This window comes from Massilia genomosp. 1 (genome assembly GCF_011682185.1).
In the GTDB taxonomy this organism is placed as follows: Bacteria; Pseudomonadota; Gammaproteobacteria; order Burkholderiales; family Burkholderiaceae_D; genus Telluria_A; species Telluria_A rubra.
Map to the genome: position 1 here is coordinate 1 of NZ_WHJF01000493.1, position 310 is coordinate 310.

At 58.7% G+C, this 310-nt stretch carries 1 protein-coding gene; it reads right to left on the bottom strand.

Annotated features, from left to right (window positions below; genetic code table 11):
- Positions 1-268 (bottom strand): hypothetical protein (locus F1735_RS34635; protein ID WP_167241582.1); only part of this gene is annotated, 268 nt, incomplete at its 3' end.
- Positions 269-310 lie beyond the last annotated feature (42 nt).

A 310-nucleotide genomic window follows, 5' to 3' on the forward strand; every position in this document is an offset into this window, starting at 1 on the left:
CCAGCCAGATGGCCTGCGTGACGCTATTCTCCCCGACGATGAGTTCCAGGAACCATGTCAGAAGTTTCGCCAGCGCAAGGGCAACAACGGCGTGAATAAAGGCCGCCGCCCTGGCCATCACCAAACGGTCTTGTTCCGTCGCTTCCCGCGATGCGAAGACCCAGTGATCCGGTTCATCGTGGCCAGCCGCACCCCGGCCACCGGCAAATGCGTGATTGACGGCGCGGGGAGTACGCACTTCCGGGATATAACGGGGAGTCTTGGACACGTCAGCTTGCTACCACGCATGGTTGAATTGACTATATTATGA